Origin of the sequence: Nocardioides mangrovi (genome assembly GCF_020073815.1) — a bacterium.
Taxonomy (GTDB): domain Bacteria; phylum Actinomycetota; class Actinomycetes; order Propionibacteriales; family Nocardioidaceae; genus Nocardioides; species Nocardioides mangrovi.
Genome location: NZ_JAIQZJ010000001.1, coordinates 246,643 through 269,352 on the forward strand (window position 1 = coordinate 246,643; position 22,710 = coordinate 269,352).

Genomic DNA, 22,710 nt, shown 5'->3' on the forward strand with positions numbered 1-22,710 from the left:
CGCTAGGGGCCGACCCGGCGCACCAGGTAGCGCCCCGTCGGGTCCTCGCCGAGGTAGTCCTGGCCGCGCATCCGGCACCACGCCGGGATGTCGGTGCGCGCCGCCACGTCGTCGGCCAGCACCGCGACCACCCCGCCGACGGGCACCTCGGCGTACCGCTTGCCGAGCTCGATGACCGGCAGCGGGCAGAGCAGCCCGCGGCAGTCGAGCTCGAGGTCGACGACCGGGTCGGTCACAGGCCCACCTGCGTCCGGATGTCCCGGACGACCCCGGGCAGGGCCTCGAGGAAGCCCTCGACGGTCGCCGCGGTGGTGTCGCGGGTGAGCGAGACCCGCACGTTGCCGTGGGTGAGGACGCCCATCGCCTCGAGCACCCGGCTCGGTGTCAGGGTCGAGGCGGTGCAGGCCGAGCCGCTGGCCACGCCGTACCCGCGCCGGTCGAGCTCGGTCACGAGCGTCTCGCCGTCGACGTAGAGGCAGGAGAAGGTGACCAGGTGGGGGAGCCGGTCGACCGGGTCGCCGACCACCTCGACGTCGGGGACCTCGGCCGCGACCCGGGTCCGGACCAGGTCGACCAGCGCGTGCTGCCGCGCGTTGACCTCCTCACGCTCCTCGACGACCGCCCGCAGCGCGGCGGCCGCGGCCAGGGCGGCCGGGACGTTCTCGAAGCCACTGGCGCGCTCGTCGATGCGGTCGTCGCCGGGGAAGGGGTTGAGCCACCGCGCACCCTTGCGCACCAGCAGCACGCCGACCCCGGCCGGTCCGCCCCACTTGTGGGCGGAGCCGGCCAGCGCGTCCCAGCGGTCGGGGAGGGGGAGCCGACCCATCGAGGCGCAGGCGTCGACGAAGAGCGGGACGCCGGCCGGGACCTCGGCGACCGGCTGGAGCGTGCCCACCTCGTGGTTGGCGCTCTGGACGGCGACCACCGACGCATCCGAGGGCGCGGTGGCGGGATCGACGCGCCCGAGCCGGTCGACCGGCAGCTCGAGGGCCGCGCCGGCCCAGGTGGCGGCGTGCACGACCGCGGAGTGCTCCACGGCGGTGTGTGCGACCGGGCCGGGCCCGCGGCGCAGCCCGAGGAGACCGCGGTGGACCGCCTCGGTGCCGGAGGAGGTGAAGGTGACCTCGTCGGGGCGCACGCCCAGGCACTCGGCGACCACGGCGCGGGCGTTGTCGAGCAGCAGTCGTGCGTCCCGGCCCGGTCCGTGGAGCCGGCGGGGGTCGGCGTACCCCCGGTCGTACGCCGCGAGCAGGGTCTCCCGAGCGGCCGGGTGCAACGGCTCGGAGGATGCGGTGTCGAGGTACGACGCGGCACTTCTCACAGTCGCAACTTACCGACACCCCAGCGGCTCATCAGGGGCACGGTTCCGATAGTGTGCGGCGTATCCGTGATCGTTGAGAGAGAGGCTCAGACGTTGAGTCTGCAAGTCCCCAGGCGCGCGGCCGGACGACCGGCCACCCTCCGTCGGGTGAGCTCCATCGCCATGGCCCTCGTCGGCGTTCTGCTGCTGGCCGGCTGCTCGACCGACAACGAGTGGGAGCGCTTTGCGATGCCCGACCCGGCGTCGGAGCAGGGTGAGCGCATCCTGAGCCTCTGGCAGGGCGCCTGGATCGCCGCGCTGGTCACCGGCGTCATCGTCTGGGGCCTGATCTTCTGGGCGATCATCAAGTACCGCCGTCGCAGCGACGACGAGATCCCGGTGCAGACGCGCTACAACCTGCCGCTCGAGATCTTCTACACGATCGCGCCGGTGATCATGGTGATCGTGTTCTTCGCCCACACGGTGAAGACGCAGAACTACGTGCTCGACGACGACCGCCCGGTGGACAACACCATCGAGGTCGTCGGCCAGCAGTGGTCCTGGACCTTCAACTACGGCATCGGCGAGATGGACGCGTCGGCCAACGACGACGCCGCCGACGACAACTTCCCCTACTCGTCGTACGTCCACGACTCCGGCACGGGCTCGCACATCCCGATGCTCTACCTGCCGGTCGGCGAGACCACCCGCTTCAACCTGCACTCGCCCGACGTCATCCACGACTTCGGCGTCCCGGGCTTCCTGATGAAGATGGACGTCATCCCGGGCCGGGTGAACCACTACGAGATCACCCCGACCCGCAAGGGCGTCTTCAAGGGCAAGTGCTACGAGCTCTGCGGCACCTACCACTCCCGGATGCTCTTCGAGGTCCACGTGGTGAGCCCGGAGGAGTACGACCAGTACGTCCAGTCGCTCCAGGACGCCGGCGCCGAGAGCGACCTGCCGCTCCTGGGCGGCGAGTACGCCAGCACCCAGGCCGGACTCGAGTCCGGTGACGAGTCCGAGGAGGGGGCGGAGTGACCGCCACAGCAGCTGCACCCACTGGCACCCCGGCGCCGCGCAGGCCGCTCGGCGACCAGGTGGCCCGGATCCTCACCACGACCGACCACAAGCTGATCGGCAAGCTCTACCTCGGCACCTCGTTCGCGTGGTTCCTGATCGGTGGCCTGATGGCCATGCTGATCCGCTCGGAGCTGGCCTACCCGGGCATGCAGGTCGTCAACGACGAGCTCTACAACCAGCTCTTCACCATGCACGGCACGATCATGCTGCTGCTCTTCGCGACGCCGCTGTTCTTCGGCTTCGGCAACGTGATCATGCCGCTCCAGATCGGCTCGCCGGACGTCGCGTTCCCGCGCCTGAACATGTTCAGCTACTGGCTGTTCCTCTTCGGCGGCATCATCGCCGCCTCGGGCTTCGTGACCCCGCAGGGCGCCGCCGACTTCGGCTGGTTCGCCTACACGCCGCTCTCCGACGCGGTGCGCTCACCGGGGGTCGGCGGTGACCTCTGGATCATGGGCCTGTGGATGGCCGGTCTGGGCACCATCCTCGGTGCGGTCAACTTCATCACCACGATCATCTGCATGCGTGCGCCCGGCATGACGATGTTCCGGATGCCGATCTTCGTCTGGAACACCCTCGTCACCAGCCTCCTGGTGCTGATCGCGTTCCCGGTGCTCGCCGGCGCGCTGCTCTCGCTCGAGGCCGATCGCCAGCTCGGCGCCCACGTCTTCGACACCGCCCACGGCGGCGCGATCCTGTGGCAGCACCTCTTCTGGTTCTTCGGGCACCCCGAGGTCTACATCATCGCGCTGCCGTTCTTCGGCATCGTCACCGAGATCCTGCCGGTCTTCAGCCGCAAGCCGATCTTCGGCTACGTCGGCCTGGTCGGCGCGACCCTCGGCATCGCGATCCTGTCGGTGGCCGTGTGGGCCCACCACATGTTCGTCACCGGCGCGGTCGACCTGCCGTTCTTCTCCGGCATGACGTTCCTGATCGCGATCCCGACAGGCGTGAAGTTCTTCAACTGGATCGGCACGATGTGGGGCGGGTCGATCTCGTTCGACACGCCCATGCTCTGGTCGATCGGCTTCCTCACGACCTTCCTCTTCGGTGGCCTGACCGGCATCATCCTGGCCAGCCCGCCGCTGGACTTCCACGTGTCCGACTCCTACTTCGTGGTCGCGCACTTCCACTACGTCGTCTTCGGCACCGTCGTGTTCGCGATGTTCGCGGGCTTCTACTTCTGGTGGCCCAAGATGACCGGCCGGATGCTCGACGAGCGCCTCGGCAAGCTGCACTTCTGGCTGCTGTTCATCGGCTTCCACACCACCTTCCTGGTCCAGCACTGGCTGGGTGTCGAGGGCATGCCGCGTCGCTACGCCGACTACCTGCCCGAGGACGGCTTCACCACCCTCAACCAGGTCTCGACGATCGGCGCGTTCCTGCTCGGCGCCTCGACGCTGCCCTTCCTCTACAACGTCTACGTCTCCCGGCGGGCCCCGCTCGTCGAGGTCGACGACCCGTGGGGCTGGGGCCGGTCGCTCGAGTGGGCCACCAGCTGCCCGCCGCCGCGCCACAACTTCGTCACCATCCCGCGGATCCGCTCGGAGTCGCCGGCCTTCGACCTGCACCACCCGGAGGTGGCCGCGATCGAGCTGGAGGAGAACGAGATGGCGCGGGTCGGCGGTCCGGCCGACGCTCCTGACATGGACGGTCGCGAGGACCTGCTCCACGACCGCACCGACAACCCGGAGGGCAACGCCTGATGAAGTCCGAGGCCTGGATCTTCGCGATCTGCACCATCTTCCTGGTGCTGGTGAGCCCGGCGTACTGGTTCATCACCGGCGACTGGACGGGCACCTCCGCCCTCACCATGACCACCCTGCTCACCGCCATGGTGACGCTCTACCTCGGCTTCCACGCGGCCCGCATGGACCCGCGTCCCGAGGACCGCAAGGACGGCGAGATCGCCGACGGCGCGGGCGAGCTGGGCTTCTTCCCGCCCTACTCCTGGTGGCCGCTGTGGTGCGCCCTGTGCCTCTCGGTGTGCGTCTACGGCGTCGCCGCGGGCGCGTGGTGGCTCTTCATCATCGGGGTCATGCTCGGCGCGCTCGCGCTGTGCGGCTGGATCTTCGAGTACTACCGGGGCGTCCACGCCCACTGAGGACGACTGAGGCAGGACTCACGCCGCGCCGAATCGGCGTGTCAGGGACGGGCGGTTACTCTGGGAGTGATCGCCCGTTCGTCTGTCTTGGGGGAGTTCCTCGCATGTCCGTGACCCACACGCGCCGGATGAAGCTCGGGGCGGTCGCGGCGCTCGCCGTCGCCAGCCTGTGCCTCTCGGCCTGCAACGCGGACGACGTCCCGGGTGCGTCCACGGTCACCGGTGACGACCCCTCGGAGTCCGCCAGCCAGGCCGCGGCCCTCAAGCCCAGCGTGACCGTCAACGTCCACCGCGGCGCGCAGGACGTGCCCGTGGACACCCAGCTCGCGGTGACCGTCTCCAACGCCGAGCTCGACTCCGTCAAGGTCACCTCGGCGGCCGGCGCGGTCGCCGGCGACCTGGCCGCCAACAAGATGTCCTGGCGGGCCTCCGACCTGCTCGAGCCGGGCGCGGCGTACGCCGTCACCACGACGGCGACGGGCAGCGACGGCACCGCCATCTCCCGCACCACCCGCTTCCACACCCAGGCGCTCACCCTCGACCAGCAGACCTACCCGTCGCTGGCGCCGCTGCAGGGCGAGACCGTCGGCGTCGGCATGCCGGTGATCGCGACGTTCGACGTCCCGGTCAAGGACAAGGCGGCCTTCGAGAAGCACATGACCGTGACCTCCCAGCCCGCCCAGCAGGGCTCCTGGCACTGGCTCAGCGACACCGAGGCGCACTGGCGCCCCAAGAGCTACTGGAAGCCCGGCACCAAGGTCCACGTCGACCTCGACGTCAACGGCGTCGACGCCGGCAACGGGATCTACGGCCAGGAGAGCCGCGACATCGACTTCAAGATCGGCGACGCGCACATCTACAAGGTCAACACCGTGACCGACCAAATGCGGGTCTTCAGCAACGGCAAGCTGCTGCGCACCATCCCGATCACGACCGGCCAGCAGCCGGCGTACACCACCCGCTCCGGCACCAAGGTCATCATCGAGAAGTTCGCGTCCAAGGACATGAACTCCGAGACCGTCGGCATCACCGGCGCGGACGCCTACAACATCGAGGGCGTGAAGTGGGCGATGCGCCTCACCTACTCCGGTGAGTTCATCCACGCTGCGCCGTGGTCCGTCGGCTCCCAGGGCGTCGCCAACGTCTCCCACGGCTGCACCGGCATGAGCACCGAGAACGCCGGCTGGCTCTACGCGATGTCCCGCCGCGGCGACGTCGTCGAGTACACCGGCACCGACCGCCCGATGACCCTCGACAACGGCTACGGCGACTGGAACGAGACGTACAAGAAGTACGCCCAGGGCTCTGCCCTGAGCTGATCGCCGACCTGGATTCGTCCGTCCTGCGGGAGGTGCCGTTTCACCAAGGGATCCAGGCGAACCCGCACGTCCCCCGGTGAGTTCACCTGGGGGAGTGCCGTTCCACCAAGGGATCCAGGCGAACCCGCGCTTCCCCCGGTGAGTTCACCTGGGGGAGTGCCGTTCCACCAAGGGATCCACCCAAGCCGACCGCTGGCTCCCCGTGATCCCTTGGTGAACCCGCAGCCCGGCAGCCGACCACCGGCCATGCGAAAGGCCGCCCGACTCCCGTGGGGGAGTGGGGCGGCCTTCGCGGTGGTTCGGCGCGAGCCGGTCCGGGTCAGTGACCGCGGAGCGACTCGTCCTCGACCAGGTGGTGGCCGTCGAACTGGTGCCCGTCGGCGGCGTGGCCCTCGTCGCCGGCCTGGAGCTCGTGCTCGTGCTCGGCGTGGTGGTGGCCGTCCTCGAGCTCCTCCACCGTGGGCTTCTGCACGTTGTCGGAGTACCAGACCGTGCGGACCCGGTGACGCAGGCCGGCGAACCGGCCGCCGCCCGGGGCGGGGAGGCCGTTGGCGTCGGTGCCCTCGTCGTGGCCGTTGACCACGGGGTCGCGGTCACGCGCGGTGAGCGTGTAGGCCTTCGACTCCGGCAGCGGCAGGTGACGCTCGGAGTAGCCGCCCTCGGCCGACCGCATGATGATGCCGGTCTCGTAGCCGTGGAGCAGCGTCTCGTTGTCCTTGCGCTGCAGCGAGATGCACCAACGCCTCGTGATGACGAACGCGAGCACCGGTCCGATGAGCACGGCGGCTCGCAGGAAGTAGGTGATCTCGTTGATCGACGAGTGCAGCTTGATCGCGATGATGTCGTTGCCGCCGGCGACCCAGAACAGGCCGTACCAGGTCATCAGCGCCACCATCAGCGCGGTGCGCGTCGGCGCGTTGCGCGGCCGCTCGAGCAGGTGGTGCTCCCTCTTGTCGCCGGTGATCCAGGCGTCGAGGAAGGGCAGCATCAGCACGAACAGGAACGAGACCACCGGGAGGATCAGGATCGGCAGCATGATGTTCCAGCTGATCGTGAAGCCCCAGATGTGGGTCTCGAGGCCCGGCATGATGCGCAGCGCGCCGTCCGGCCAGCCCATGTACCAGTCGGGCTGGGAGCCCGCTGTCACCTTCGACGGATCGTAGGGGCCGTACTTCCACACCGGGTTGATCGACAGCAACGCGCCCATGAAGGCGGTGACGCCGAAGACGATGAAGAAGAAGCCGCCCGCCTTCGCGGCGTACACGGGGAGCATCGGGAAGCCCACGACGTTCTTCTCGGTACGTCCGGGACCAGGCCACTGGGTGTGCTTGTGGTAGACGAGCAGCAGCATGTGCGCGGCGATCAGCGCCAGCAGCAGGCCCGGGATCAGCAGCACGTGGACGGTGTAGAGGCGCGGGATGATCGAGTCACCCGGGAACTCACCGCCGAACAGCAGGAACGACATGTAGGTGCCGATGACCGGGGAGGCCTTGATGAAGCCGTCCGCCGCGCGCACGCCGGTGCCGGAGAGCAGGTCGTCCGGCAGGGAGTAGCCGGTGAAGCCCTCGAGCGTGCCCAGGATGAGCAGCAGGCAGCCGATCACCCAGTTGAGCTCACGCGGCTTGCGGAACGCGCCGGTGAAGAACACGCGGAGCAGGTGCACCATCATCGAGGCGATGAAGAGCATCGCCGCCCAGTGGTGCATCTGGCGCATCAGCAGGCCGCCGCGGACGTCGAAGGAGATCTTCAGGCTCGAGGCGTACGCCTCGGACATGTGGACGCCACGGAGCTGCTCGTAGGTGCCGTTGTACTGCACCTCGCCCATGCTCGGGGTGAACCAGAGCGTCAGGAAGACACCCGTCAGCAGCAGGACGACGAAGCTCCACAGCGCGATCTCGCCGAGCATGAAGGACCAGTGGTCCGGGAAGACCTTGCGCAGGTTCTTCTTGGCCATCGAGGCGATGCCGAGCCGTTCGTCGGCCCAGGTGGCCACCGCCGCGGCGCGGTTGGGCTTGCCGCCCGTCGCCGCTGCGGTGCCGTTGGTGTTCGCGACCTTGGTCGTGTCCATGATCAGCCACGCTCCCAGTAGCTCGGTCCCACGGGTTCGGTGAAGTCGCTCTGCGCCACGAGGTAGCCCTCGTCGTCGACCGCCAGCGGCAGCTGCGGCAGCGGTCGCGCCGCCGGGCCGAAGACGACCCGGGCCGAGTCGGCCAGGTCGAAGGTCGACTGGTGGCAGGGGCAGAGCAGGTGGTGGGTGGTCCGCTCGTAGAGCGAGATCGGGCAGCCCACGTGGGTGCAGATCTTCGAGTAGCAGACGATGCCGTCCACCGACCAGTTCTCGCGGCCCTTGCCCGGGGTGATCTGCTCGGGCTCCATGCGGACCACGACGACGGCGCCCTTGGACTTGCCGACCTGGAGGGCCACGCCCTCCAGCGGCTCGCCGTCCTCGCCGCCGTTGAAGAGGGCCTCGGGCTCGGCGTTGACCAGGTCGCCGATCTGGAGGTCGGACGGCTTGATCGGGGTGCCGACGACGTCGCGGACGACGCGCATGCCCTGATCCCACACGGTGTGCTCGAGGCCGGCGCCCGGGTAGGGCTGCTCCTTGGTCACCTTGGCGTTGGTCGGGCCGAGGTCCCACAGCGGGACGATCGCGGTCACGCCGACCAGGCCGACGGCGCCGAGCAGGGAGTTGCGGACCAGCGGGCGGCGGCCGATGCCGGACTCCTCGAGGCCCAGCTGCAGCGCCTCGACGGTCGCGGCGCGGTCCTCCTCGGAGGAGGACGCCGGGTGGCGGTACTCGACGATCTCGTGGTCACCCATGAGCTTGCGGGCCCACTGGATGATGCCGATGCCGATGAAGAGCAGGGCGCCGGAGAGCGCGAGACCGAGGGAGACGTTCTGGGCGCCCAGGCCGATGACGGTGTCGTCCTTGCCGACGCTGAAGTAGGCGACGACGAAGAGCACCGTGCAGATAGCGGAGAGGACGAACAGCGTCGCCACCTGGCGCTCGGCGCGCCGCTCCGCCTTGGGGTCGACGTCGGTCGGCCGCCAGTGGTGCTCGGGCAGACCCGGGTTGGCGTACAGGTCGTCGCGAGCGGGGAGGTTCTCGTCCACCGGCTCGTCGTGGCCGTCGGAGTGGGTGCTCACGCCTCAGCCTCCACCTTCTTCTTGTTCGAACGGGTCGTGTGGGCGGCGATCCAGACGGCGGCGCCCACGAGCACGCCGATGCCGAACAGCCAGGCCACGAGACCCTCGGGCACGGGGCCCAGGCCGCCGAGGCCGAAGCCGCCGTACCCGGGCTGGTCGTTGAGCGAGCCGAGGTAGGCGATCACGTCGCGCTTCTCGTCGGGGGAGAGGTTGCCGTTGGCGAAGTTGGGCATGTTCTGCGGCCCGGTCAGCAGCGCCTCGTAGATGTACTTCGGCTCCACGCCGCGGATCTTCGGTGCGTAGCCGCCGCGCGGCATGGCGCCGCCGGAGCCCTCGAAGTTGTGGCAGGCGGTGCAGTTGGTCAGGAAGATCTGGCCACCGCGGACGACCGCGGCCTGCTTCTCCTCGTCGCTGAGGCCGTCGGTGCTGTAGTCGCCCTCGTCGGGGACGGCGGGACCGGGGCCCAGCGAGGCGACGTACGCCGCCAGCGCGGCGATCTCGTCGTCGTCGAACGTCGTGGGCTTCTGGGGTACCTGCGCGCCGGGCTGCACCATCGGCATCCGGCCGGTGCCGACCTGGAAGTCGACCGCGGCGGCGCCGACGCCGACCAGCGACGGGCCGAGCTGGTGGTCCTCGTCGGTCCGCACGCCCTCGCCGTTCTGCCCGTGGCAGAAGGCGCAGCTGACCAGGAAGAGCTCACGGCCCTGCTGGATCTGCTCGGCGTTGGTCGTCGACTCGTCGGCCTGGGCCGAGGAGAAGAAGGCGGTGTAGATGCCGCCGGTCATCAGCAGGCCCACCAGGACGACCACCAGGCCCGCGAGGGGGCCGCGACGATGCCGCGAGAGTCGACCGGCGGAGCGGTTCAGGAGACGCACATTCAGTCCTTGCGTTGGTCGGTCGGCGGGCAGCTACTGGACGAGGTAGATCGTGGCGAACAGGCCGATCCACACGACGTCGACGAAGTGCCAGTAGTAGGAGACGACGATCGCGCTCACGGCCTGCTCGTGCGTGAACTTGCGCGCGACGAAGGTCCGGCCGAGGACGAAGAGGAAGGCGATCAGACCGCCGGTCACGTGCAGACCGTGGAAGCCGGTGGTCAGGTAGAACATCGTGCCGTAGGCCGAGTCCTGGATCGTGACGCCCTCCTTGACGAGGGAGGCGTACTCGGTGGCCTGACCGGCGATGAAGACCGCGCCCATGATGTAGGTGAGGACGAACCACTCGCGCAGACCCCAGCCCTTGACGTTGAACACCGAGCCGGAGCGCCCGACCTGGCCACGCTCGGCGGCGAAGACGCCGAGCTGGCAGGTGAGCGACGACAGCACCAGGATCGTGGTGTTCACCGAGGCGAACGGCACGTTCAGGATCGCGGTGTTGTCGGCCCACAGCTCGGGACTGACCGCCCGGATCGTGAAGTACGACGCGAACAGGGCGGCGAAGAACATCAGCTCGCTGGAGAGCCAGATGATCGTCCCGACGCTGACCATGCTCGGTCGGTCGTGGTGCCCGTGCAGGCGGGATGCCGGAATCGCGGTTGCTGTCGCCACGCCGTCATTATGTCGTGAGCCACGGATGAGGGCACCCCGACCCCCTGTGTTTCGCCGTCATAAAGTTCACAGCGTGCTCATCCCCGCCTCAGCCCCCGCTCAGTGACGCCGTCATGACAGGTTTCGGCCCTATCCTCGACACCGGCGCCAACCTGCCGGAGTACACCTTCTGGACCACCTTCACGGGCTGGTCCTTCCAGCCGGTCCCGATCGTGATCACCGCCTGGATCGCAGGCCTCTACCTCTGGGGCGTGGTCACCCTCCACCGGCGAGGCGACCACTGGCCGATCGGCCGGACGATCGCCTTCGTCCCGATCGGGATGGGGTTCTTCTTCTTCGCGACGTCCTCGGGCCTCGGCACCTACGACGACACCCTCATCAGCGTCCACATGGTCCAGCACATGGTCCTGTCGATGCTGGTGCCGATGGCGATGGCCCTGGGGGCGCCGGTGACCCTCGCGCTGCGGACCCTGCCCGCCCGCCCGCGGCGCTGGCTGCTGGTGGTGCTCCACTCGCGGGTGGCGAAGGTGCTGTCCTTCCCGCCGCTGACCTTCGTGCTCTACGTGACCGCGCCGTGGATCCTCTACTTCAGCGGGTGGTACCCCGCGACCCTCCACCACGACTTCCTGCACGAGACCATGCACCTGCACTTCGTGCTGGTCGGCTCGCTCTTCTTCTGGCCGATCGTCGGCGTGGACCCGGTGCCGGGGAAGGTCGCCTACCCCTTCCGGATGCTGCTCGTCGTCCTCACGCTGCCCTTCCACGCCTTCCTGGGCATCACGATCATGTCCGAGGAGGACATCATCGGCGGGTCCTGGTACGCCGACCTCCACCAGGGCCCGATGGGGTCCTGGCTGCCTGCCCCGCTCGACGACCAGCACCTGGCCGGCGGCATCCTCTGGGGCTCGGGCGACCTGGTCGCGCTGGCCCTCTTCGGCGTGCTCTTCGTGCAGTGGGTCCGCGAGTCGATGAAGGAGGCCAGGCGCGAGGACCGGCGCCTGGACCTGCTCGAGGCGCGAGAACGTGCGGCGGCCGCCCGCGCGGCCGCCGGTGACGAGTAGCATCGCCGCCGTGAGCGACTCGACCTCCCGGACCACCCCGCTGCGGGTCCTGGTCTACAGCGACGACGTCAACACCCGCCAGCAGGTCATCCTGGCCCTGGGCCGACGGCCGCACCCCGACCTCCCCGAGGTGGAGTACGTCGAGGTCGCGACCGAGCCCGTCGTCATCTCCAACATGGACTCCGGCACGATCGACCTGGCGATCCTCGACGGCGAGGCGGTGCCCGCCGGTGGCATGGGCATCGCCAAGCAGCTCAAGGACGAGATCTACCAGTGCCCGCCGGTCGTCGTGCTGACCGGCCGGCCGCAGGACGCCTGGCTCGCCACCTGGTCGCGCGCCGAGGCCGCCGTACCCCACCCGCTGGACCCGGTCCAGCTGGCGGAGGCGGTCGTGACGCTGCTGCGCTCGCGCGTGCCCGCGACCACGTGACCGACCGCGTGGCCGACGGCGTGACCGACCCGGTGACGCACACCTGGCCCGACGTCCTCGGGACGCTCGTGGCCGGGACGGACCTCAGCGCCGAGCAGACCGCCTGGGCGATGGGGGAGATCCTCGAGGGCGCCGCGACGCCCGTCCAGATCGCCGGCTTCGCCGTGGCGCTCCGGGGCAAGGGCGAGACGCCCGAGGAGGTCAACGGCCTCGTCGACGCGATGTACGCCGTGGCGACGCCGCTCGACATCCCGGGGCGGCTGCTCGACGTGGTCGGCACCGGCGGCGACCGCTCGATGTCGGTCAACATCTCCACGATGTCGGCGATCGTCGCGGCCGGTGCGGGCGCGAAGGTCGTCAAGCACGGCAACCGCTCGGCGTCGTCGATGTCCGGCTCTGCCGACGTCCTCGAGAGCCTCGGCATCCGCCTCGACCTGCCGGTCGACCGGGTCGCGGCCGTGGCGGCCGAGGCCGGCATCACCTTCTGCTTCTCGGCCGCCTTCCACCCGGCGATGCGGCACGCGGCCGTCCCGCGGCGCGAGCTCGGCATCGGGACGACCTTCAACCTGCTCGGCCCGCTCACCAACCCGGCGCACGCCGGCGCCCGTGCGATCGGCTGCGCCGACGTCCGCGCCGCTCCGGTGATGGCGGGCGTCTTCGCCGCCCGGGGGATCGACGCCTGGGTCTTCCGGGGCGACGACGGGCTCGACGAGCTCACCACCACGACCACCTCGCGGGTCTGGCAGGTGCACGACGGGGACATCGTCGAGCGGACCGTCGACCCGGCCGAGCTCGGCGTGCCGCGTGGGACCACCGAGGCGCTGCGGGGCGGGGACGCCGCGCACAACGCGGACGTCGTACGCCGCCTGCTCGACGGCGAGACCGGCGCGGTCCGCGACGCGGTCGTGCTCAACGCCGGCGCCGCGCTCGCGGTCTACGACGACCCGGCCGCCGACCCGGTCACCGCGCTCGGCGCGGGACTGGCCAAGGCGGCCGAGGCGATCGACTCCGGCGCCGCGAAGGCGACCCTGGACCGCTGGATCGCCGCCACCCGTTGAGTCGAGGCTTTCCGTCGTTCGAGTCGAGGGTTTCCGTCGGATAGGGCCGCGGAAGACCTCGACTCGACCCACGGAAAACCTCGACTCGGCGGCTAATCGAGGCCGATGGAGAACGCCGACTCGAGATCGTGGCGGGAGTAGGTGCGGAAGGCGATGTGGGTCTCGGTGGCGGTGACGCCCGGGACCTTGTTGAGCCGGTCGGCGACCACCGCGGCGATGTCGTCGTGGTCGCGCACCCGGACCAGCGCGATCAGGTCGATCTGGCCGGTCACGGAGTAGACCTCGCTGACGCCCTCGAGCGCGGCGATCTGCTCGGCGACCTCGGGGATCCGGGCGACGTCGGCCTTCACGAAGACGATGGCGGTGATCACGTGCCGACCCTAACGGGCGGGCCGGTGGACGGTCGACAGGCCGCGACGGTCGTCGAAGGGCACCAGCGACAGGCGCGACTGGTTGACCGCGTCGTGCACGGCGAGGTGACGGGTGGCGCCGCCGACCGGACAGGTCCACTCGCCGTCGACCGTGACCAGGCGGATGCCGGGGGACTCCAGCCAGCGCAGGACCTTCTCGGTCTCCTCCGCCGTGGCGGCCGGCACCGGACCGGGCGCGCCGCCGACGGTCTCGGCCGAGGCGCGCAGCGTGACGACGTACCCGTTGGCGTCGGCGCCGGAGGGGATCACCCCCGCCGCGGCCAGCCGACCGTGGCGGACGACGTGGACCGCCCAGCGGCCGTCGTCCTCGCGCCGGGCGGCGACCACCTCGGGGCAGCGGGTGAGCGCCGAGAGCCGCTGGGTGCGGGCCGCGGCGCGCACGAACGCGGCGAGCCGGTCGCGGTGGACGCCCGCCTCCTCGAAGCGCTCGTCGGCCGCCAGCGCCGCCATCTTGGCGTTGATCGCCTCGACGACCTCGTCGGGCCGGCGGAGCAGGGTGTCGCGCAGCTGACGCACCACCGCGGCGTACGTCGCCTCGTCGACGCTGCCGTCGCAGGGAGACAGGCAGCGGCCCATCTCGGCGAGCACACAGGGGCTGGTGCCGCCGGGCTTGCGGCCGATGCGGTCGGAGCACTGGCGCACCGGGAACGTGTCGTGGAGGGCCGCCAGGCACTTCTCGGCCGCCTTCTTCGACGAGAACGGACCGAGGTAGTCGGCGTCGTCGTCGAGCACCCGCCGCACCAGTGACAGCCGCGGCCAGGGCTCACGGGTGAGCTTGACGAAGTGGACCCGCTCGGGGAATCGGGAGCGTCGGTTGTAGCGCGGCTTGTGCTCGGCGATCAGCCGCAGCTCGCGGACCTCGGCCTCGAGCGGGGTCGCGCACTCGATGCCGTCGACCGAGCTGGCGATGCCGACCATCTCGCCCATCCGGGAGCGGGTCTCGGAGGCCGTGAAGTAGGACCGGACGCGGGAGCGCAGGTCGCGGGAGGTGCCGACGTAGAGGACGCGCTGGCGCTCGTCGCGGAAGAGGTAGACGCCCGGGGCGTGGGGGAGGCCCTCGGCCAGGTGACGCTTGCGGCGCTGCGCCGGGGTGACCCGGGAGGAGAAGGTCTGCAGCTCCTCCAGGGTGTGGACGCCGAGCCCGCCGAGGCGCTCCATCAGGCCGTGCAGCACGTCGACCGTGGCCCGGGCGTCGGAGAGCGCCCGGTGGTTGGGGGTGGTGCCGGACTTGAACGCCTTGGCGAGCGAGGACAGCTTGCAGTTGGGGGCGTCGTCGCGGGTGATCACCCGGCGCGCCAGCTTGGCGGTGTCGAGCACCTCGAAGCGCGGCCAGGCCCGGCCCTGCTGCTCGGCGAAGTAGCGGAGGAAGCCGACGTCGAAGGGCGCGTTGTGGGCCACCAGCACGGTGCCGGCCGCGAACTCCAGGAACGACGGGAGCGCCGACTCGATCGGCGGCGCGCCGGCCACCATCGCGTTGCTGATGCCGGTCAGGACCGCGATGAACGCCGGGATCTCGGTGCGCGGGTCGACCAGGGTCTGGAACTCGCCCAGCACCTCGCCGCCGCGGACCTTGACCGCCCCGATCTCGGTGATCATCGAGCCGCCCTCGGCGGACCCGCCGGTGGTCTCGAGGTCGACGACGCAGAAGGTGATGTCGCGCAGCGGCCGGCCCAGCTCGTCGAAGCTGCGCTGGCTCTCCCACCGGGAGGAGGTCTCCCGCGCCGCGCTGCTCGTCATGTCCTCGACGCTAGATCGGGCCACCGACAATCCGACGGCGACGCGCGGGCCACCCCCGTACGCTGGAGGCGTGAGGACGCCGTGACCGCGGTCGGGCCGGACACGCTCGACGGTCTTCCCGAGCAGGTGCGCGCCCGCGTCGTCGCCATGACCGCGGACGTGCTCCCCGACGTGCCTCGCCTTCCTCCCGCCGTACGTCGGGTCGCGTCGTTCGCGCCGGCCCGACGAGCCCGCCTGGGGGCCGGCGCCATCCTCGACGCGCTCCTCGACGACGAGCTGCGCGAGCGGGTGGGCGTCCAGGTCTCGGCGCGGCCGGCGCCCGACGCCGGAGACGTCCCCGCCGTGGCCGCCCGGTCCTGGCTGGTGCGGCCCGAGGGGTGGGAGCTGGTGGTCACCGACGCCTCCGCCCGGCTCGCCGCCGCGCTGGCGCCGGCCGTCGACGACCGCGAGCTCGAGCGGCTGCGCGCCCGGCTCGCCGACGCCGAGCAGGCGACCCGCGAGCTGCGGGCGGCGCACAAGGCGCAGGTCGAGGAGTACAAGACCGAGAACACCAGCCTGCGCCGCAAGCTCGGCGAGGAGCGCGCCGCCCACCGCGCCGCGCGGGCCGAGACCGAGGCCGCGGAGCAGTCGGCGGCGGAGGCGCGGCGTACCGCCGAGACGGCGACCGCGGCACTGGAGAAGGACAACCGCCGGCTGCGTGCGCAGGTCGAGCAGCTCGAGGCCGCGGAGGCGCGCGGCCGCCGCGACGCGCGCGCCGAGCGGGACGAGGCCAGCCTGCGTGCCCGGCTGCTGCTGGAGACCGTCATCGACGCCGCGAACGGTCTGCGCCGCGAGCTCGCGCTGCCCACGGTCGAGGGCGCGCCCGCGGACCGGGTGGAGGCGGACGTGGCCGAGGCCGGCGTGCGGACGCCGTCGTCGGCCGGGGTGCTCGGCCCGGGGAGCGCGGCGCTGCTCGAGCAGCTGCTGGCGATGCCGCGCTCGCGGCTGGTGGTCGACGGCTACAACGTCAGCAAGACCGCCTGGCCGACCTCCTCGCTGGAGGCCCAGCGGCTCCGGCTGGTCGGCGCACTGGCGCCGCTGGTGGCCCGCACCGGCGCGGAGACCACCGTCGTCTTCGACGCCGCCGAGACCGACCATCGCCCGCCGGTCACCGCGCCCCGCGGCGTGAAGGTGCTCTACAGCCCCCGCGGCGTGATCGCCGACGACGTGATCCGCGACCTCGTCGCCGCCGAGCCCACCGGCCGGGTCGTCGTGGTCGTCACCGGCGACCGGGCCGTGGCCGTCGACGTCACCCGCGACGGCGCCCGCGTCGTCGTACCGGAGGCGCTGCTGGAGCTGGTCGCGCGGTAGGCGACACGCCGAGCGGCGAACGGCGGGTTTCCCCGGGCAGCCGGGGAAACCCGACCGACACCCGGGCACTCCTCGGCGTGTCGGGCGGGGACTGGCTGACGACCCGGCGGTGATCCCCGGCCAGCCGGGGAAACCCGCCGACACGCCGCACCGGCCGATGTCGGTGGGCCCTGTCACCGTCGTGCCCATGACGACGAGAATCGACTGCGACACCTGCGTGGTGCGCGGGCTGCACTGCCACGACTGCGTGGTGACCGTCCTGCTGGGGCCGCCGCCGGAGCTGAGCTTCGGGGACGACGAGGAGCGGGCGCTGGAGGTGCTGGCGGCGAGCGGGCTGGTGCCGCCGCTGCGGCTGGTCCAGCCGGTCGACACGCCCTGGACCGAGACCGCCTGACCCCCGACGCCGGACCGACGCCGGACCGACCGTGTGACGGATGTGACGCGTGTGACGTCGGCGCGTAAATTCTTCCGGTCTGGTCCGAAAAACCGGTGGCGACATCTGTTGAAAGTTTGGCCACCGGCCGGGGGCGCGACTACGGTGTGTGGCTCAGGTGGCCGTGGACGTGGATCAGCAGGGTCCGCGCGGCCACCGCGCTGAGTTCGGAGAGATCGACACCTGTTGATCGACCCGGAGCCGGGGAACCACCACACCTGGGGTGAATCTCCCGCAAGGCGGAGGTCGCGAGACCGCCGAGGAGCGGGAGTAGGGCAAATGTCGTGCCCGAACCCGTCAGCTCACCCGGTAGGCGTACGACGTACCGAAGGAGACCGCCCGCTCGTGCAGAACGGCCGGAAGCGACTCGCCACCACCCTGTCCGGAATCGCCCTGATCGCCGTCGTGGGATTCGTGCCCACCTCGTCGCCCGCTCAGGCGCAACCCGACATCGACGACGTCCAGGCGCGCGTCGACACGCTCTTCCGTCAGGCCGAGGAGGCCTCGGAGCGCTACAACGACGCCAAGATCGAGCTCAAGCAGCTGCGCGGCGAGCTCACCTCGCTGCAGGCCGACGAGGGTCGTCAGGACGACACCCTCGAGGCGGTCCGCTCGCAGGTGAGCGACTCGGTCGTGCGCCAGTACGAGGGGCAGAGCCTCTCGGCCGTCGGCCAGGTCGTCGTCTCCGACGACCCCCAGAAGTTCCTGTCGCAGCTCTCCACCATGTCGGCCTACAACGACATGCAGGCCTCGCTGTTCGACAAGTACTCCGCCGAGCTCAAGGAGCTCACGCTCCGCCGTGAGGCCACCGAGCGCCGCGCCGACCAGGTCTCCTCGCTCGAGAAGAAGCTCGGCACCGAGAAAGCCACGATCGACAAGAAGCTCGACGAGGCCCAGGCGCTGCTCGGCCGGCTCAAGGCCGAGGAGCGCGAGGAGATCCTCTCCCGCGGCACCGCCCGTGTCCCCTCGGAGGTGCCGGCCTCCGGCCGCGCCTCCGCCGCGATCGCCTACGCGATGGCCCAGGTCGGGGACGCCTACGTCTACGGCGCCGCCGGTCCGAGCGCGTTCGACTGCTCCGGCCTCACCATGATGGCCTGGGCGCAGGCCGGCGTGTCGCTGCCCCACTCCTCGTCGGCTCAGTACTCCTCCGGCCCGCACATCGCCGAGAGCGACCTCCAGCCCGGCGACCTGGTCTTCTACTACAGCCCGATCAGCCACGTCGGCATGTACATCGGCAACGGCCTCATCGTGAACGCCGAGAACCCCGGCACCGGCGTCCGGGTCACCGGCCTCCACTCGATGCCCTACGTCGGCGCCGTCCGCCCGGGCTGATCCTGAGCCGCAACCACCGGGGCTGGACAATGTCCCGGTGACCACCGACCAGCCACCACAGGCCGGTCGTCCCCGTTGGGGGGCGACCGGCCTCGTGCTGCTGGTGGGTGTGGTCGTCGTCGCGGTCCTGGTCGGAGCCGGTCTGCTCGCCTGGTCGCTGACCTCGGACGACCCGTACGTCGCGCCCACGCCGAAGGTCGTGCACCCCTCGGTCGACCCCGAGCAGGCGGCGAGCACCCTGGAGGCGTTCGAGAAGGCCGTGCGCACCCACGACGTCGACGCCGCGGAGGCGCTCGCCCCCGAGGGCGACGACGACGCCGAGGCGTGGCTCGCGGCGGTGGTCCGCAACGCGGAGAAGCTCCGGCTGGCCGACGTGTCGCTGCGCTACGTCACCGACCTCGGCACCCCCGGCTCGGACGGCGAGTGGGACGCCGCCGTGGACTCGACCTGGCGGATGCGCGGCTTCGACCGCCACGCCGCGACCGCCGAGATCGGCTTCCACCTGCGCGACGACGGCGACCGGGTCGCCCTCACCGGCGCGGGCAGCTCCGACGGGGTCTGGCCGCTCTGGCTGCACGGTCCGCTGCAGGTGCGCCGTACCGCCGACACGCTCGTGCTCGTCGACGGGTCCGCCGCCGAGGCCAGGGTCGTCGCGGCCCGGGCCCGCACCGCCGTGCCCCAGGTACGCCGGGTGCTGCCGGCCTGGCAGCAGGGCCTGGTCGTCGAGGTGCCGGCGTCGGTGCGCGACCTCGAGCGCACCCTCGACGCCGACAAGGGAACCTACGACCAGATCGCGGCGGTCACCACGTCGGTCGACGGCACCACCGCGCCCTCCGCGCCGGTCCACGTCTTCGTCAACCCCGACGTCTACGACACGCTCAAGCCGACCGGCGCGCAGGTGGTGATGACCCACGAGTCGACCCACGTCGCGACCGGCGCGTGGACCAGCCAGATGCCGCTGTGGCTGCTCGAGGGCTTCGCCGACTACGTCGCGCTGCGCGACGTCGACCTGCCGGTCTCGCGGACGGCCTCCCAGATCATCGCCCAGGTCCGCAAGGACGGTCCGCCGCGCGCGCTGCCGAGCTCCGCCGACTTCGGCACCCGGACGCCGGACCTCGGCGCGACGTACGAGAGCGCCTGGCTGGTCTGCCGGCTCCTCGCCGAGCGCGGGGGCGAGGACGCGCTCGTGTCGTTCTACCGCGCCATGGACGGCGGCACGGCGCTCGGCACGGCGCTCGAGCAGTCCTTCGGGATGTCGGTCGCCGAGCTGACCCAGGCCTGGCGCACCGAGCTCACGGGGCTCGCCTCGTGAGCTCCGCGACGACCCAGCGCCGCGTGTCGCTGGTGGTGATGGCCGTCGGCGGCCTCGCCTTCATCGTGCTGGCCGCGGCCCTGGTGCCGTGGCACCCGGTGCCCGGCGGCACGCCCTCCGCGGCGTCCGCCGACGCGGTCTTCACCAGCGCCCAGGTCGACCGGGCCGAGGCCTACGCCCGCTGGGCGCGGGTCTGGAGCTGGAGCTCGATCGCGGTGTCGCTGCTCGTCGCGTGCGTCCTCGGCTTCGGCCCGTGGGGCCGCCGGATCGTCGACCGGCTGCCCGGCTGGTGGTGGGTGCGGGTCGTGCTCGCCGTCGCGGCCCTCGAGCTCATCGGCCGCGTCGTCACGCTGCCGCTGTCGGTCATGCTGCGCCGGCACGCGATCGACTACGGGCTCAGCACGCAGGCGTGGTCGGGCTTCGCCTCCGACCTGGCCAAGAACGAGGCGCTCACCATCGTGGTCACGTCGCTGGCGCTCGTGCTGCTGATCGGGCTCGCCCGCCGCTGGCCGCGGGCCTGGCCCGCCGTCGCCGGCGGTCTGCTCGGCGTGCTGGTGATGGTCGGCTCGTTCGTCTACCCGGTCGTGGTCGAGCCGCTCTTCAACCACTTCACGTCGCTGCCCGACGGCGAGCTGCGCAGCCAGGTGCTCGCGCTCGCCGACGACGAGGGCGTCACGGTCGACGACGTGCTCGTCGCGGACGCGTCGCGGCGTACGACGACGCTGAACGCCTACGTCTCGGGCTACGGCAGCACCCGGCGGGTCGTGCTCTACGACAACCTCCTCCAGGACGCCGACCGTGACGAGGTCCTCTCGGTCGTCGCCCACGAGCTCGCGCACGCCAAGCACGACGACGTGCTCACCGGCTCGCTGCTCGGCGCGGCCGGCGTCGTCTTCGGCGTCGGCCTCCTCGGCCTGCTGGTCGGCGCCGTGGGGGAGCGGCGCGGGCTGACCATGCGCGATCCGGCGATCGTGCCGCTCGTGCTCGCCCTGGTCGCGCTCGGCTCGTTCCTGGCGCTGCCGGTGCAGAACACCATCAGCCGGCACATCGAGACCCGCGCCGACGTCGACGCCCTCGCGACCACCCGGGACCCGGACGCGTTCGTCGCCGTGCAGCGCGAGCTCGCGCTCCACTCGCTGGGCGACCCGGACCCGTGGCGGCTCTCGCAGATCTGGTTCGGGTCGCACCCGACCACGCTGACCCGCGTGGCGATCGCCGAGCAGTACGCGCGTCAGCCCTGGTAGCTCAGCCCTGGTAGCTCAGCCCTGGTAGAGCGCCGCGACCTCGTCCTTGAACTCCCGCATCACGACATTGCGCTTGAGCTTGAGGCTCGGGGTGAGCTGGCCGCCCTCCTCGGTCCACTCGTCCGCGAGGATGGTGTACTTGCGGATCGACTCGGCCTTGGAGACCGCCTTGTTGGCCTCCTCGACGGCGGCGTCGATCTCGGCCCTCAGGTCCGGGTCGCCGACCAGCGCCGCGACATCGGTCGACTTGCCGTGCTGCTCGGCCCAGACCGGCAGCGACTCGCGGTCGAGGGTGACCAGCGCGGCGATGAAGGGCTCGCCGTCGCCGACGACCATGCACTGGTCGACGAGCAGGTGGCCGCGGAGGCGGTCCTCGAGGACGGCGGGCGCGACGTTCTTGCCGCCCGCGGTCACGATGATCTCCTTCTTGCGGCCGGTGATCCGGACGAAGCCCTCGTCGTCGACCTCGCCGAGGTCGCCGGTGTGGAACCAGCCGTCCCGCTCGAGCACCTCGGCGGTGGCGTCGTCGTTGCCCCAGTAGCCGGCCATCACCTGGCCGCCGCGGAAGAGCAGCTCGCCGTCCTCGGCGACGCGCACGGCGGTGCCGGGCAGCGGCCGGCCGACGGTGCCGATCCGGGTCGCCTCGGGCAGGTTGGCGCTCAGTGCGGCCGTGGTCTCGGTGAGGCCGTAGCCCTCGAGGACGACCAGCCCGATGCCCCGGTAGAAGTGGCCGAGCCGCTCGCCCAGCGGCGCGCCGCCGGAGACGGCGTACCCGCACCGGCCGCCGAGCGCAGTGCGCAGCTTGGCGTAGACGAGCCGGTCGAAGACGGCGTGCTTGGCGCGCACCGACAGCGGGATCCGGCCCCGCTCGAGCCCGCGGGAGTAGGCGATCGCGGTCTCGGCGGCGGCGTCGAAGATCTTCCCGCGACCGTCGGCCGTGGCCCGCTGCGAGGCGGTGTTGAAGACCTTCTCGAAGACCCGCGGCACCGCCAGGATGAAGGTCGGCTTGAACTCGGCGAGGTCGGGCAGCAGCTGCTTGATGTCGGCGGTGTGGCCCATCTTGGTCCGGGACTTGATGCAGCCGACCTGGATGATCCGGGCGAAGACGTGCGCCAGCGGGAGGAAGAGCAGGGTCGAGCCCTCGCCCTCGGTCTCGGGGAAGAGCTCCTCGAGCTCGTCGACCGCCACGCCCAGCTCGAACATGAAGTTGCCGTGGGTGAGCATGCAGCCCTTGGGACGCCCGGTCGTGCCGGAGGTGTAGATGAGGGTCGCGAGGTCGAGAGGCGTCGCCGTCGTACGCCGCTTCTCGAGCTCCTCGTCGGTGATGTCGCCGCCGAGCCGGGTGAGGGTGTCGACCGCGTTGTCGCCGATCGACCAGACGTGGTTGAGCTGGTCGAGCTCGCGGCGCGCCTCCGTGACGCGGGCCAGGTGGTCGGCGGTCTCGGCGACCACGGCGCGGGCGCCGGAGTCGGCCAGGATCCACTGCACCTGCTCGGTCGAGGACGTCTCGTAGATCGGCACGGTGGCCGCGCCGGCGAACCAGATCGCGTAGTCGAGGAGGGTCCACTCGTAGCGGGTCTTGGAGATCAGCGCGACGCGATCGCCGACCTCGATGCCGGCCGCGATCAGTCCCTTGGCGACCGCGCTCACCTCGGCGAGGAACTCGGTCGTGGTCACGTCCTCCCACGCGCCGTCGGCACCGCTGCGCCGGCTGAACTGCACGACGGAGCCGTGCTCGCGGGCGTTGGTCACCACGTCGTCGGTGAGGTTGCCGGTCGCCGGGATCTCGGTCGTCATCGGGGTCGAGAACTCACGCACCGGG

The 22,710-nt window shown here is 71.2% G+C and carries 21 protein-coding genes and 1 riboswitch; of the genes, 12 read left to right on the top strand and 9 right to left on the bottom strand.

Annotated elements, in window-relative coordinates:
• Nucleotides 1-2: 2 nt before the first annotated feature.
• Together K8U61_RS25295 and K8U61_RS01120 are read right to left on the bottom strand one after the other, a co-directional pair.
• A complete protein-coding gene (locus K8U61_RS25295) occupies nucleotides 3-236 on the bottom strand; it encodes a sulfurtransferase TusA family protein (RefSeq protein WP_224121116.1) in 234 nt (77 codons plus the stop codon).
• Entirely contained in the window at nucleotides 233-1,321 is a 1,089-nt protein-coding gene (locus tag K8U61_RS01120; protein WP_224121117.1) for a cysteine desulfurase family protein, read from the bottom strand. The genes K8U61_RS25295 and K8U61_RS01120 overlap by 4 nt, the downstream gene beginning before the upstream one ends.
• A gap of 147 nt (nucleotides 1,322-1,468) precedes the next feature.
• Here K8U61_RS01120 and ctaC point away from each other — a divergent pair, with 147 nt between their 5' ends.
• The 4 genes from ctaC (at nucleotide 1,469) to K8U61_RS01140 (ending at nucleotide 5,806) form a co-directional block, all read left to right on the top strand.
• Nucleotides 1,469-2,341 (top strand): aa3-type cytochrome oxidase subunit II, encoded by an 873-nt coding sequence (gene ctaC / locus K8U61_RS01125; protein ID WP_224121118.1) that lies wholly within the window; start codon nucleotides 1,469-1,471, stop codon nucleotides 2,339-2,341.
• A complete protein-coding gene (ctaD, locus tag K8U61_RS01130; RefSeq protein WP_224121119.1) occupies nucleotides 2,338-4,089 on the top strand; it encodes an aa3-type cytochrome oxidase subunit I in 1,752 nt (583 codons plus the stop codon). The genes ctaC and ctaD overlap by 4 nt, the downstream gene beginning before the upstream one ends.
• Nucleotides 4,089-4,487 (top strand): cytochrome c oxidase subunit 4, encoded by a 399-nt coding sequence (locus K8U61_RS01135; protein WP_224121120.1) that lies wholly within the window; start codon nucleotides 4,089-4,091, stop codon nucleotides 4,485-4,487. The genes ctaD and K8U61_RS01135 overlap by 1 nt, the downstream gene beginning before the upstream one ends.
• Nucleotides 4,488-4,591: 104 nt before the next feature.
• Nucleotides 4,592-5,806 (top strand): L,D-transpeptidase, encoded by a 1,215-nt coding sequence (locus K8U61_RS01140; RefSeq protein ID WP_224121121.1) that lies wholly within the window; start codon nucleotides 4,592-4,594, stop codon nucleotides 5,804-5,806.
• A gap of 319 nt (nucleotides 5,807-6,125) precedes the next feature.
• Here K8U61_RS01140 and qcrB read toward each other — a convergent pair whose 3' ends face one another.
• The 4 genes from qcrB to ctaE are packed head-to-tail and all read right to left on the bottom strand — an operon-like array spanning nucleotide 6,126 to nucleotide 10,500.
• Entirely contained in the window at nucleotides 6,126-7,874 is a 1,749-nt protein-coding gene (gene qcrB, locus K8U61_RS01145) for a cytochrome bc1 complex cytochrome b subunit (protein WP_224121122.1), read from the bottom strand.
• A 2-nt stretch (nucleotides 7,875-7,876) separates the two neighbouring features.
• Nucleotides 7,877-8,920, bottom strand: coding sequence for a cytochrome bc1 complex Rieske iron-sulfur subunit (gene qcrA, locus K8U61_RS01150; RefSeq protein ID WP_224121911.1), 1,044 nt, complete (start codon nucleotides 8,918-8,920; stop codon nucleotides 7,877-7,879).
• A gap of 29 nt (nucleotides 8,921-8,949) precedes the next feature.
• Nucleotides 8,950-9,828, bottom strand: a complete 879-nt coding sequence (gene qcrC / locus K8U61_RS01155) for a cytochrome bc1 complex diheme cytochrome c subunit (protein ID WP_224121123.1) — start codon at nucleotides 9,826-9,828, stop codon at nucleotides 8,950-8,952.
• 33 nt (nucleotides 9,829-9,861) lie between these two features.
• Complete coding sequence (gene ctaE / locus K8U61_RS01160; RefSeq protein ID WP_224121124.1) at nucleotides 9,862-10,500, bottom strand: aa3-type cytochrome oxidase subunit III; 639 nt, start codon at nucleotides 10,498-10,500, stop codon at nucleotides 9,862-9,864.
• A gap of 113 nt (nucleotides 10,501-10,613) precedes the next feature.
• Here ctaE and K8U61_RS01165 point away from each other — a divergent pair, with 113 nt between their 5' ends.
• The 3 genes from K8U61_RS01165 to trpD are packed head-to-tail and all read left to right on the top strand — an operon-like array spanning nucleotide 10,614 to nucleotide 13,049.
• A complete protein-coding gene (locus tag K8U61_RS01165) occupies nucleotides 10,614-11,561 on the top strand; it encodes a cytochrome c oxidase assembly protein (RefSeq protein WP_224121125.1) in 948 nt (315 codons plus the stop codon).
• 10 nt (nucleotides 11,562-11,571) lie between these two features.
• The gene (locus K8U61_RS01170; RefSeq protein WP_224121126.1) at nucleotides 11,572-11,991 is read left to right on the top strand and encodes an Rv3143 family two-component system response regulator; all 420 of its coding nucleotides are present in this window, start codon (nucleotides 11,572-11,574) and stop codon (nucleotides 11,989-11,991) included.
• The gene (gene trpD, locus K8U61_RS01175; RefSeq protein ID WP_224121127.1) at nucleotides 11,988-13,049 is read left to right on the top strand and encodes an anthranilate phosphoribosyltransferase; all 1,062 of its coding nucleotides are present in this window, start codon (nucleotides 11,988-11,990) and stop codon (nucleotides 13,047-13,049) included. Before K8U61_RS01170 ends, trpD begins: the two co-directional genes overlap by 4 nt.
• Nucleotides 13,050-13,141: 92 nt before the next feature.
• Here the strand turns inward: trpD and K8U61_RS01180 are convergent, their stop codons facing one another.
• Together K8U61_RS01180 and K8U61_RS01185 are read right to left on the bottom strand one after the other, a co-directional pair.
• Nucleotides 13,142-13,420, bottom strand: a complete 279-nt coding sequence (locus K8U61_RS01180) for an Lrp/AsnC family transcriptional regulator (protein WP_224121128.1) — start codon at nucleotides 13,418-13,420, stop codon at nucleotides 13,142-13,144.
• A gap of 9 nt (nucleotides 13,421-13,429) precedes the next feature.
• Nucleotides 13,430-15,217 carry a DEDD exonuclease domain-containing protein gene (locus tag K8U61_RS01185; RefSeq protein ID WP_224121129.1) on the bottom strand — a complete coding sequence of 596 codons (1,788 nt, stop codon included), beginning with the start codon at nucleotides 15,215-15,217 and terminating at the stop codon, nucleotides 13,430-13,432.
• A gap of 81 nt (nucleotides 15,218-15,298) precedes the next feature.
• On the opposite strand from K8U61_RS01185, the gene K8U61_RS25300 reads away from it, so the two are divergent.
• The 5 genes from K8U61_RS25300 to K8U61_RS01210 all read left to right on the top strand — a co-directional run bounded on the left by K8U61_RS25300 (nucleotide 15,299) and on the right by K8U61_RS01210 (nucleotide 20,888).
• Nucleotides 15,299-16,567: an NYN domain-containing protein gene (locus K8U61_RS25300; RefSeq protein WP_224121130.1), complete on the top strand. Its 1,269-nt coding sequence runs from the start codon at nucleotides 15,299-15,301 to the stop codon at nucleotides 16,565-16,567.
• Between the two features lie 187 nt (nucleotides 16,568-16,754).
• Nucleotides 16,755-16,961, top strand: a complete 207-nt coding sequence (locus K8U61_RS01195; protein ID WP_224121131.1) for a hypothetical protein — start codon at nucleotides 16,755-16,757, stop codon at nucleotides 16,959-16,961.
• A 209-nt stretch (nucleotides 16,962-17,170) separates the two neighbouring features.
• Nucleotides 17,171-17,332: riboswitch (cyclic di-AMP (ydaO/yuaA leader) on the top strand.
• Between the two features lie 13 nt (nucleotides 17,333-17,345).
• Nucleotides 17,346-18,332: a C40 family peptidase gene (locus tag K8U61_RS01200; protein ID WP_224121132.1), complete on the top strand. Its 987-nt coding sequence runs from the start codon at nucleotides 17,346-17,348 to the stop codon at nucleotides 18,330-18,332.
• Nucleotides 18,333-18,369: 37 nt separating this feature from the next.
• The gene (locus K8U61_RS01205; RefSeq protein WP_224121133.1) at nucleotides 18,370-19,644 is read left to right on the top strand and encodes a hypothetical protein; all 1,275 of its coding nucleotides are present in this window, start codon (nucleotides 18,370-18,372) and stop codon (nucleotides 19,642-19,644) included.
• Entirely contained in the window at nucleotides 19,641-20,888 is a 1,248-nt protein-coding gene (locus K8U61_RS01210; RefSeq protein WP_224121134.1) for a M48 family metallopeptidase, read from the top strand. The genes K8U61_RS01205 and K8U61_RS01210 overlap by 4 nt, the downstream gene beginning before the upstream one ends.
• 15 nt (nucleotides 20,889-20,903) lie before the next feature.
• Here K8U61_RS01210 and K8U61_RS01215 read toward each other — a convergent pair whose 3' ends face one another.
• On the bottom strand, nucleotides 20,904-22,706 hold the full coding sequence (locus tag K8U61_RS01215; RefSeq protein ID WP_224121135.1) for an AMP-dependent synthetase/ligase: 1,803 nt from the start codon (nucleotides 22,704-22,706) through the stop codon (nucleotides 20,904-20,906).
• Nucleotides 22,707-22,710 lie beyond the last annotated feature (4 nt).